11 protein-coding genes are annotated in these 10,973 nt (G+C 52.6%); 5 read left to right on the top strand and 6 right to left on the bottom strand.

Annotated features, from left to right (window positions below; translation table 11 throughout):
- Positions 1-312 precede the first annotated feature (312 nt).
- Positions 313-897, top strand: coding sequence for a hypothetical protein (locus NFU03_RS15055; protein ID WP_251639942.1), 585 nt, complete (start codon positions 313-315; stop codon positions 895-897).
- A 188-nt stretch (positions 898-1,085) separates the two neighbouring features.
- On the opposite strand, the gene NFU03_RS15050 is transcribed toward NFU03_RS15055, so the two are convergent.
- The 3 genes from NFU03_RS15050 to NFU03_RS15040 form a co-directional block, all read right to left on the bottom strand.
- Entirely contained in the window at positions 1,086-2,858 is a 1,773-nt protein-coding gene (locus NFU03_RS15050) for an oleate hydratase (protein WP_251639941.1), read from the bottom strand.
- Between the two features lie 150 nt (positions 2,859-3,008).
- A complete protein-coding gene (locus tag NFU03_RS15045; RefSeq protein ID WP_398290525.1) occupies positions 3,009-3,572 on the bottom strand; it encodes a TetR/AcrR family transcriptional regulator in 564 nt (187 codons plus the stop codon).
- Between the two features lie 180 nt (positions 3,573-3,752).
- Positions 3,753-4,823, bottom strand: coding sequence for an S-layer homology domain-containing protein (locus NFU03_RS15040; RefSeq protein ID WP_251639940.1), 1,071 nt, complete (start codon positions 4,821-4,823; stop codon positions 3,753-3,755).
- A gap of 341 nt (positions 4,824-5,164) precedes the next feature.
- Between NFU03_RS15040 and NFU03_RS15035 the strand changes: the two genes are divergently transcribed.
- The 3 genes from NFU03_RS15035 (at position 5,165) to NFU03_RS15025 (ending at position 6,888) form a co-directional block, all read left to right on the top strand.
- Entirely contained in the window at positions 5,165-5,626 is a 462-nt protein-coding gene (locus NFU03_RS15035) for a stress protein (protein ID WP_251639943.1), read from the top strand.
- 93 nt (positions 5,627-5,719) lie between these two features.
- Positions 5,720-5,971: a hypothetical protein gene (locus NFU03_RS15030; RefSeq protein ID WP_251639939.1), complete on the top strand. Its 252-nt coding sequence runs from the start codon at positions 5,720-5,722 to the stop codon at positions 5,969-5,971.
- Between the two features lie 191 nt (positions 5,972-6,162).
- A complete protein-coding gene (locus NFU03_RS15025; protein WP_251639938.1) occupies positions 6,163-6,888 on the top strand; it encodes a 3-ketoacyl-ACP reductase in 726 nt (241 codons plus the stop codon).
- Positions 6,889-6,982: 94 nt separating this feature from the next.
- Here NFU03_RS15025 and NFU03_RS15020 read toward each other — a convergent pair whose 3' ends face one another.
- Genes NFU03_RS15020 through NFU03_RS15010 form a run of 3 tightly spaced genes read right to left on the bottom strand, consistent with a single transcriptional unit; the run spans position 6,983 to position 9,760 of the window.
- Positions 6,983-8,806: a hypothetical protein gene (locus tag NFU03_RS15020; RefSeq protein ID WP_251639937.1), complete on the bottom strand. Its 1,824-nt coding sequence runs from the start codon at positions 8,804-8,806 to the stop codon at positions 6,983-6,985.
- A gap of 17 nt (positions 8,807-8,823) precedes the next feature.
- The gene (locus NFU03_RS15015; protein ID WP_251639936.1) at positions 8,824-9,315 is read right to left on the bottom strand and encodes a prepilin-type N-terminal cleavage/methylation domain-containing protein; all 492 of its coding nucleotides are present in this window, start codon (positions 9,313-9,315) and stop codon (positions 8,824-8,826) included.
- A gap of 13 nt (positions 9,316-9,328) precedes the next feature.
- A complete protein-coding gene (locus NFU03_RS15010; protein ID WP_251639935.1) occupies positions 9,329-9,760 on the bottom strand; it encodes a type IV pilus modification PilV family protein in 432 nt (143 codons plus the stop codon).
- A 435-nt stretch (positions 9,761-10,195) separates the two neighbouring features.
- Here NFU03_RS15010 and NFU03_RS15005 point away from each other — a divergent pair, with 435 nt between their 5' ends.
- Entirely contained in the window at positions 10,196-10,951 is a 756-nt protein-coding gene (locus tag NFU03_RS15005; protein ID WP_251639934.1) for an IclR family transcriptional regulator, read from the top strand.
- Positions 10,952-10,973: the final 22 nt, after the last annotated feature.

Here is a 10,973-nt window from a genome sequence, read left to right as displayed (position 1 = left end):
TCATGAGTATTGCTCCTTTTATAGTGTAGGGAACTGATTTAGTCGTCATCCCTACCTACATTAGGAGCTTTTTTGCGTTTATGCAAGATTTTCTCGTTAGGTCTTCCAATCGAAATGTTACTATTATTTCCAGCTATGCAACGCTAGTGGGTACCAGCTGAAGGGGGTGCCTTGAGAAGGTTATGGCAGTTGAGTACAGGGTAATGGTTAAATACTACAGTTTGTGGAGATTCAGCGCGGGTGGCGGGTGCCGATTGGCGATCCCGGTGGCTGCCGCAAGCGCTTTATCACTGAAAGAATGGAGGAATCAGTATGAAGATCACACCCGATCCGCTTGCGTACAAAGCCGGGCAAACTTCTACTCAAAAAACTGCAAATGACCAGAACAGTAAAGGAGATGCTTTGAAGAAAAGTGAAAAAGCACCGGGCGGGCAAGTGGATCAATATATTCCGTCCCAGCCGGAAACGAGCATCGGTTACGAGAAACCGACGGGGAAACCGGATATGTCGGCAATTGATCGATTGAAGGCGGAAAGTGAGAGGGTCCATGAGAATCTGATGAACATCGTCCGTCAGCTTCTTGAACGGCAGGGAATCACGATGGACGAGGCAGTCACGGGGAACAAAGAGATCATTGTCGATGAACAGGCGCGCACGGAAGCACAGTCTGCCATTGGTGAGGGAGGGCCGCTGAGCCCGGAAAAGCTCAGTGACAGCATAGTTGAATTCGCAAATGCCATTTCAGGAGGGGATAAAAGCAAATTCGACTTGCTGAAAGGTGCGATCGAGGACGGTTTCAATGAAGCGAAGAAAGCACTCGGCGGAGAGCTTCCGGAAATTTCACAAAAAACATATGACCTTGCTATGGAGAAGCTGGAAAAGTGGCGGGATGGATAAGCCATGCATAAAAGAGGTGCCTGTGCAGCACACAACTTCGACACGATTCTGAATCGTGTCTGAATTGTGTGGCGCACAGGCACCGTATTGACAGGTACCGTATTGAAACGGATACCATAATGAGAAAAGCCTTCAGTCCCGGTTGGGGGCTGAAGGCTTTTCGGTGCTGTCCTTTGTGTGGAGGGGGATCAGATCAGGCGGGCGTCTTTGAGGACGTCGCTGATATAGGTGTTGTCGATTTTTTTGACGAATTTCTCCGCCAGTTTCCGTTCGACGAAGGGCATGTCCATTTCGTCGATCTTTTTCCGGTCGGACAGGTAGTAGACGGCCTGAGCCAGCATCCGCACATCGTAAGCGGAGGCGAACACTTCGGGCACGCCGCGTTCGATGTCCAGCAGCTGGTATACGGCTTCCATCGCTGTCCGGACGGAGTATTCGGTCGTGAAGACGGTGTCGCGTTCGGTTTCGGCGAAGTTGCCGATGAACGCCAGGTTCTTGGAGCCGTTCGGCACGACGAGCGGGCGGTCTCCGGATTTCCTCACCATGAAGTATGACGTGATGAACGGCATGTACGTCGGGATGACGATGCAGGATTCCTTGGCCATCCGGTCGATGTCGGTGAGGGGGACGCCGAGGTGGTACAGCAGCTCCTGGGCGATTTCCTCCCCGGTGCACTGTTCGATCGGCTTTTTGATGTAGTTCCCGGGCACATCGGACAGCAGGCCGTAGACCCATGTCAGGTTCTCGTCTGCCGGCTGCTCTTTGAAGTGCGGCTGGCGGTGGGTGGCGAAGCTCATCAGCCAGTTCGAGTCTTTGATGGTGATGATGCCGCCGCTGACGATCCGGCCGGTGTGCAGTTTGCGCTTGGTCAGGCCTTCGAGGTACGGAGCGATCTCCTCGTTTTTCCAGGTCACGGTCGCGGAGACGAACCAGCTGCGGTCCGGCAGGTTTTTATAGAAGACACCGGGGTTCCCGAACTCGGGCGATTGTGCGGCCAGGTTCTCCCACAGTGTCCAGCTGCCGCCGGGTTCGTGTGTGACCGGTGCCGGGGTATGGTGATCGCCTTCCGTCGTGCTCTCCGTGATGGAGCCGTTCGTGACGAAGACAAGATCCTCTTCCGTCAGATCGATTTCCTTGTCGGCTCCTTCCTGTGTCAGCAGGAGCTTGCGGGCGGTTTTCGTGCCGCCCTCGAAGTCGACGAGCACGTTCCGGACGGTCGTGTCATGCTCGAAACGGACCCCGTGCGATTTCAAGTAGGAAACGAGCGGCTTGACGAGTGATTCATATTGGTTGTAGCGCGTGAATTTCAGTGCCGTGAAGTCGGGCAGTCCTTTGATATGGTGGATGAAGCGCATGACGTAGCGACGCATTTCGATGGCAGAATGCCACTTTTCGAACGCGAACATTGAACACCAGTACAGCCAGAAATTCGACTCGAAAAACTCCTCGCCGAATACGTCGTCGATCTGCTTGCCTTCCAGTTCGTCTTCTGTCGTCATGAACAGTTCCACGAGTTCCTTCTGCGCTTTTTTCGTGAGGGTGAAATCCCCGTCATCCGCGACGCGTTCCCCCCGGTTATGGATCATCCGGCAGTTGGATGAATTCGGATCGTCGTGATCGAGCCAGTAGAATTCATCCAGAACCGAGGCGTTCTCCGTCTCAAGGGACGGAACCGAGCGGAACATGTCCCACAGGCACTCGAAATGTGCTTCCATCTCCCGGCCGCCCCGCACGACGAACCCGTCCCGCGACGCCACTTTCCCGTCCAGCGAACCGCCTGAAACCGGCAGCTCCTCCAGAATGTGAATCCGATCGCCGTCCACTTGCCCGTCACGGACGAGGAATGCTGCGGCTGACATGCCGGCCAGCCCGCCGCCGACGATATACGCAGAGACCCGGTCTGCGCCTTCCGGTTTTCGGGGACGTGCAAACGCTTCGTAGTTGCCATTCGTATACCTCATTGTAAAGCCCTCCATTTCATAGTGGAAGCGGAGAAGAAGTGTTCCTTTCCGCTTGTTACCTAGAATGGTAGGTGAAACGGTCCGGGAGTACAAACGAAGATCCGATTCTTTTTGACAAGTCACACGAATTGTCAAAAAACGTGCCGGAATTTATCGGAGAGCTGCCTTTTTCGAGAAGAAACGGATGTCCACCATGATCCGGTTCAGCTGTCCGGCGATGTCCTCCTCCGATTCCTTGAAGCCCGTCAGGATCCAATCGACCAATATCCCGCAGCACCCGTACGAGAAGAAGCGGGCGTAAAAGTTCTGGTCTTTCTGGCTGACTAAGCCCTGGTCATCCAGCTTTTCGAACAGTTTGTGGAACAGTTTCTCGGTGACGGACAGGAAGCAGGCGGCGATGATCGACTGGTCGGACGACGTCGTATGGTAGTAGAACCTGTCTTTTTCTTTGATGCCCTGCAGCATGTGCAGCACTTGCGTATTCCAATTGTCCAGGCTGATGTTGTGCATGAGGTATGTGAACACGTCCACTTGGTAGGTCCATTCGAGGAGCTCCTGCTTGTCGGCGAAATGGTAATAGAACGCCTGCCGCGTCAGGCCGCATTCCTCGGTCAGGTCCGTGATGCTCACCTTGTCGAAGCTCTTGCGCGAACAGTGTCTTATCAGCGCACGGGACAGGATGGTTTTCGTATGGAGGGAACTCGTCATTGGCATCTCAACTCGCTTCCGTGGAAAAGGTGGAAAAGCGGTGCCTGTGTGATACAAAAATCCGGAACAATTCTGAATCGTGTTTGAATTGCGTGACGCACAGGTACCGTTATTTGCTGGTACCGCTATTTGAATGAAAAAATCTGCAGCCGACAATCCGGCCGCAGATTTTCCGTAGTGCTGGATTCACTTGATCGATTTCAGCTGGCTGACGGTTTTGCCGGACGGATCGATCGTTTTCACCTGTCCGACATTCGGCACATAGTAGCTCTTGTAGCCGTTGGAACTTGTCACTTCGATACCGTTGGTGAACGTTTTGTACGGCGTGGTGACGGTCGTGTTCACTTTGGTGATCTTTTCATTGACGTTCTGATACGACTGCCACGTTTTGTTGAGGATGGCCGGGTATTGCAGGTCGATGGTGATGTCCGAGTACGGGAAGCCGGTGGCGAGGCTCGATCTGTTCTCGAACTGCATGTAATGGACGATGCTGCCGTCTTTCGTGCGTTTCGCTTCCCACATGAAGCCGAGCGGCATGCCGTTCATGGTGCCGGAGACGTATTTGTACGTGTGGACGACATCGCCGCCTTCCTCCGCATACGTGTACTGCTTCGTCATGTTGAGCGCGTAGCCGCCGGGCAGTGCGGCTTTCTGTTTGTAGACAGGACTCAGGCCGCGTGCAAGGAATGCGGAGAACTGGCCGCGGGTGATGGCGTCATGCGGTTTGAATGTGCCGTTCGCATAGCCGGTCGTGATCGATTCGGCCGCCAAGCCGAGTACAGGGTGGTACGCTTTCATGCCGGGTGTCACGTCACTGAACTTGTAGTGAGGCTGGAAGTTCAGGTCGAACGCGCGGGCGAGGATGATTGCCATGTCGCCGCGTGAGATCTGCTGGTTCGGGCGGAAGGTGCCGTCCGGATAGCCGGAGATGACGCCTTCACTGACGGCGCTTGCGATGTAGCCGCTTCCGGAATGGGATTTCGGGACGTCTTTGAATTTGGTGGCGCGTTTCGTGCCGTCCAATTCCATCATCCGGCCGATCATGATGGCTGCCTCACCGCGTGTCACGTTCTTCTGTGGTTTGAAGCTGCCGTCGTAATAGCCGCTGATGATTTCATTGTCGACCAGGAACTGGATCTCGCTGTAGAACGAGGTCGATTTGTTCACGTCCGTGAAGTCTGTCGCGGCGCTGGCGGCAGGGGTGATGATACCGAGGACGAGTGCAACGGACAACAGGAGCATGGTGATCTTCTTCATTCAAAAACCTCCTCTTAGTTTGTGGACCTAGTATAACAGATTGTCTGGAAGGTGAGTGGGAAATTGGAAGGTGTATTCCTAGGTAGGGTAGTGCTAGAGTGATATATAACCTAGAAAGGATGGGGGATAGTGTCTGAAATGTGTGGCGCATAGGCACGCGCTTTTCAGAAATAGACAGTTGGCCCTATGAGGATGGGGGTTTTAAAGCTGGCGGATAGGATACAGGAGCAGTAGAGAGACGAGATATTACTGACCTAGGAATTTAGAGATGGATATGTAATGCAGGGAGGAGAATCATTTTGAAGAGACTGTTCGGGCTCTTGGCACTGTCAGGGGTACTAATGGTATCGGCATGTGGAGATAAGGATAAGACTGCCAGTGACAGGGAAGCTGGTGACAATACGGCCGAGCCGAAAACGACTGCTCCGGAAAAAGAAGAGCGGCAGGAAATGTCGGTTCAGGAACTGACAGCGGAGGATGTCATCGCTGCGTTCAAGGAGGAAGGTCTGGAAGTCGGTGACGTGACAGATCTTGAGAAGAAAGAATTCGGGGATACACGCGAGGAGGGGAAGCGGATCCTGGTGCCGTCGCTCGGTGAGGACGCGGGTGGAAGGCTGTTCCGCTTTAAAGACAAAGATGGGTTGGACAAAGCAAAAGAATATTACGTGACGCTTGGTGAGTCCGGTCCGATGTTCTACTCCCACACGTACGAAAAGGGACTGTTCCTGCTGCAGATGAATGGCGACATGGAAGATGCGGAATTTGAGAGGTACGAGAAAGTGATGGACAGTGTGAGTGAATAAGATGGGGTTAGGAGACTGCAAGCCTTTTAATTTAAATGCCGATTCACTAATCATGAAAGTATTTAAGAGCCTGTGGATTTTAGGGGTGAGAATATGGATGAAAAAACTGGGGTAGAAATTACTGAAAACTTGGTGGACATAAAAGAAGGTGATTTCACTGCTTGTATTTTGAATGATTTGACAAAGCAAGGTTACGTTGGACAAGAATTGATGGATAAGTTAGCCGTTACCAAAAAGGATATCCGAAGGGTGCTGGATGAGATGAAGAAAGAGGCGATGGCTCAGCCGATCATTGATGGCAACCTTGACGAATATTTAGACGCATTAAATGACCCCGATGAATGAGTGCTGTCTTCTGAAAAAGGCTAGGACCTTCCGTAATGTCCGAGAGGGCAGGTGCCTATGCAGCAAACAACTTGGAAACGATTCTGAATCGTGTCTGAATTGTGTGACGCACAGGCACCCTTTTTTGAATGGTCGTTCGGATGCTGTATACTGGATATCACCATAGTGAGTACTGGAAAGGGGTTTGTCTGATGGCGCAATCATTGCAGGGGAAAGTGGCGTTCGTTACAGGAGGTGCGCGGGGCATCGGGAAGGCGACGGCGGTCGTGCTGGCGAAAGAGGGCGTCCATGTCGGACTGCTGGCGAGAACGGAGTCTGCGCTGAAGGAAGTGACGGCGGAAATTGAATCGCTCGGCGTGAAATCGGCCTATGCGGTGGCGGATGTCGCTTCGCAGGAAGAAGCGGAGAAAGCGGTTGCTGAGCTGACGGACAAGCTCGGCACGGCGGATATTCTAATCAATAACGCGGGTATTGCGTCGTTCGGCAAAGTCCTCGAGATGGACCCGGCGGAGTGGAAACGGATCTTGGATGTGAACGTGATGGGGACGTATTATGTGACACGCGCGGTACTGCCGCAGCTAGTCGAGAAGAACAGCGGGGATATTATCAATATCGCTTCGACGAGCGGGCTGAATGGTTCCGCGACGTCGAGTGCGTATAGCGCATCGAAGTTCGCAGTGATCGGATTCACCGAGTCGCTCGCACAGGAAGTCCGCCGGAATAACATCCGTGTGTCTTCATTGGCGCCGAGCACGGTGGCGACGGACCTCGCGATGGATCTGGATCTGATCAAGGAGAACGATGAGACGAAAACGATCCAGGCGGAGGACATCGCGGAAGTGATCGTCAGCCAGCTGAAGCTGAATCCGCGGGTTTATACGAAGTCTGCTTCGCTGATTGCGACGAATCCGTTTTGATCTAGGGGTAATCGGAAAAACTGGTGCCTGTGTGATACACAACTTCGACACGATTCAGAATCGTGTCTGAGTTGTGTGGCGCACAGGCACCTTTTTAATAGGTCACTTTGTCGACGATGGGGGCTTTCCAGTCGATGGTTCCGGGGGCTTCGGGTGTTTGGCCGGTCTGGATGCCGCATTTCTTGCCGTAGTCTTCCGGTGTCAGTTTGATCAGATTGTTGCCGGTGTGGGCCGGTTTGGATGATTGTGTCTGGTAATAGATCTTGCTGCTGCCGACCATTCCCAAGTCCCGGACGGAGAGCTCTTTGGCGCATACTTGCGAGTTATCCAGGCGCAGGATGTCTGCGTTCAACGAGTCGGTCGCCATGATGGAATTGTCCAGTTTCAGCGGCGTAGAGGATGAGATGCCACCGGCGGTGAGCAGGCTGTTCTCCAGATTTCCGCCGTTCGTGAGGGATAGCGCGCTGCTGATGGCGAGTTTCGTGTTGTCCAGTTTGAAGTACACATTGGCGGTATATCCGCCTTGGACGATCATATTGACGTGTTCGAAGTCCGTTCCATTGGTTGCGCTGACTTTTCCGCCGATCAGGATATCCGAGTTTTTGGACAGGAACGGGGTCGATGTGTGCGTCAGGCTTCCGCCGATTTTCACCAGTGAGTTGTAGATTTGGGAACCGTTTGCGGCTGCAGCGTCTCCGTGTATGTTGACACTCGAGCCTTCCGCGTAGAAGAGGCCGCCCCCGAAGTTCATCGTTTCACCGATTTCGATACGCGAGTTCGAAAAACGGGCACCTCCCGATTGGTACTTGGTTTTGACACGGAGATCGGTATTGTTGAAACTTGCTTCGTTGTTTGCTTGGTAGGTATTTGTACGGATGATCGAGTTTTCGACGTCCGATTTTTGGAAGGTGAGTTTCCCGGTGATGTCCATGTCCGTGTTGGATATCTTTGCCGTGCCTCCGCTATTGTTCAGTTCAGCTGCTTGGAGTTTCGATTTGTTTATAGTAATGGACTGATACGCCGTGATGGATCCGGCCACAGCCATCTTCGTATCTTCCAGCAGGAAGCTGGCCGGCGTGAAGTTGCCGCGGATATTCATGGATGAATTTTCAATGTGGACGTTTCCCCATGAGTTCACCGTGTTATCGATATAGACGCCTGATTTGTTGATCTTATAGTTTGCTTCGCTGATGCCCGACTGGCGGCAGTGCTGCTGGTTCTCGATCGAATTGCCGGCTGGCCGGCATTCTGCGGCAGGTCTGCTGATGGCAGCGGGAATGACAGGTTCAGCAGGGGGCTTGGGCGTTTTCAGCGTCGGCATCGTGACGAGGCTCCCGGTCCCGGCGCCGGGCTTCGGGGGAGTACCGCTGTCTGCTGTGAACACTTTCGGGAATGTGAAGCGCAGCTCGAACTGCAGGTCATTAGTTTTGTCCCCGCTGTCTGTCGGGTATTTGCCTCTGACAGTACCGTCGACGAGCAAGTAGACTGTCCCGTCTTGGTTCTCTTTTTTCACTGTCGCTGCCCTGAGCTTGTGGGTGTATTTGCTGAACAGTTCGGTTTCCTGGATGGCTTTCAAGCTGGCCGCTTTTGCTGTTAACGCTGTCTGGAAGTCAGTTACGATGGTGTCCTGGATGGCTTCATAGTTGACGGGCAGTTTGGCACTGATGTACTCGTTCACGAGCCGGTTGAACTTCGCTTCCAGCTGATCCTCGTTGTAAAGCTGCTTCAAGTTCCACGTATAGAAGTCCACGCCGGCTTCCGCAGAGACGACGACCAGGTTATCTTTATCCAGCGTCTGCTCTTGCATGGCATTGCTGAGCGCGCCGCGCATGAACACGGCAGTCAGGACGGTGATGAAGACAATAGCGAACAGCACGATTAGCAGCGCGTATCCCTGTTCGTTCCGGTTTCGGCTCATGACGTCAACTCCCTTCCTCATTTCGGTGCTTGCCGCTGTTCTGTCAGGTATCGGGTGATCGTGGTCGGTACGGTGACCGCCTTCTCCCGGCCGCCTTTTTTAACCGGGTCGATGACGGCGAAGTCGGGCAGCTCCAGGTTTTCTTGCTGCGGGCGATACGTCCGGTTGACATATGGGGACGTCCCGCTGTTTTCATACCGGTAATGGAACTGATCACTGACCACTTTGTTATAGGTATCCAAGTATTGACCGGCTTCGTTTTTGCATTCCGCAACACTGACTTCATCCCGTGAGATTGTCAGCTGGTAGCTCTCGCAATGGCGGTGCACTTGCTGCAGGTCGGCGATGATGTAATTCGCTTCCTGTTGCAGGCGCAGCGTGGACGTCTCGGAAATATTGAATTTCGTTGCGATCGAAATGACGGACCAGATGATCCCGGTCACTAATGAAACAAGCACAAGCACCGCCAGGACTTCCACTAACGTCATACCGTCTTCCTGTCTATGCATGGCCGTCCCCTCCCTACCTGATTTCCAAATATCCGAAAGACTCGCTCGTTACCTTTCCGTTTTCCTTTACCCGGATATGCATTCTGTGCAGCCTCGGCTCTTTTGCCGGGTCGCTGCATGTGTAGTTCGGCTTGCTTCCCGGTTGGGTGTCGTAGCAGTCGACTTCGACGATGTAATCCGCCTGGGAGAAGTCATATGTTTCGTAAGGCTCGGCAGTGGTGCTGTTTTTTAGTTTGCGCTCGGATGTCAGCAGGGAGGGAGACTCCTTCAGTTCAGCCAGTTCCTGCTTCGCTAGATTCATCGTCACCAGCTTGGACTCCGTCCGCTCGTTGAAATGGTTCATCTTAGGGAAGATGGTCATGAAACTTACGAAAATGATGCCGAGGATGACGAGTGCTGCCAAAATCTCGACCAGTGTCAGGCCCGCTTCATTTTTCATTGTCATGGACGCCCCCTCATTATTTTTCACGATATATTCCAGTATTCATCTTGCAATAATGTAAATTTGTTACTTTGTGTCTATTGGAAAATAAATTCAAGTAATTTAGGATGAGTAACTAAGCCTATTTTCTCACTAAACTAAACAGGAGTAAAGTATTCAATTACGAGGCAGGCGTAGTATTTTCATAGGTACACCATTTATTCGCTGAGCAAACCAAAAGAGACCGTCGCTGGACAGTCTCTTTTGAGGATCGGGTGCCTGGGGGATTGGGTACCTGTGTGTCACACAACTTGAACACGATTCTGAATCGTGTCTGAATTGTGTGGCGCACAGGTACCTTTTAACTCTCTGAGGATGCACTTCTCTTCAAGCGGCTATGCTACAATGGATGCAACAAATAGGCATCCCTTATATGGAATGCTGAAAGCAGGGGTTAACATGAGTGCGAAAAACAAGACGGTTGTCCGTTCGCTGGATATTTTGAACTTGTTTGTGGAGCATCCGGCATTGACGTTTCAGGAAATCATTGAACTGTCTGGGGTGCCGAAGTCTTCGGTCTATCGGATGTTGACTTCCCTGGAAGAAATGAAGTTCCTCGAAAAGGGGGCAGATACACGGTATCGGCTCGGCTTGTTGTTCCTGCAATATGGGAGCCTTGTGTCGAAACGGCTGGATCTCCGGCAGGTTGCGTATCCGATAATGGAGCGGCTGCATGCGGAGACGAAGGAAGCGATCAACTTGATTGTGCGGCAGGATGACGAGGCAATCTATGTGGAGAAAATCGATCGGTTCCAGAAAGTGCGTCTCTACACCGCAATTGGAAGAAGCAGCCCGCTGTATGCAGGTGCGTGCTCGCGCGTGATCCTTTCTCATCTGTCAGATGCGTTCATCACCGAGTATTTTGAACGGGAAGAGTTTCAGCAGTATGCAAACGGTACGATGACTGATCCGGCCCTTTTATGGAAGACGATTCAGGAAACGAGGGAGACGGGGTATACGCTCAGCCACTCAGAACTCGAAAACCACACGTCCGCCCTGGCGGCACCGATTTTCAATTTCAACGGAGACATCCTTGCTGGCATCAGTATTGCAGGTATAGAAGCAAACTACCAGCCCGAGCAAGTGGAACTGCTTATTCCTAAAGTGAAAGGGGCGGCTTTGGAGATATCCCGGCAGCTCGGTTATATGGAATGAATGAGCTCCCGTTTGATGCGAT

Source organism: Sporosarcina sp. NCCP-2716 (assembly GCF_023707985.1).
Lineage (GTDB): Bacteria > Bacillota > Bacilli > Bacillales_A > Planococcaceae > Sporosarcina.
This window is presented reverse-complemented; position numbering and strand designations above follow the sequence as displayed.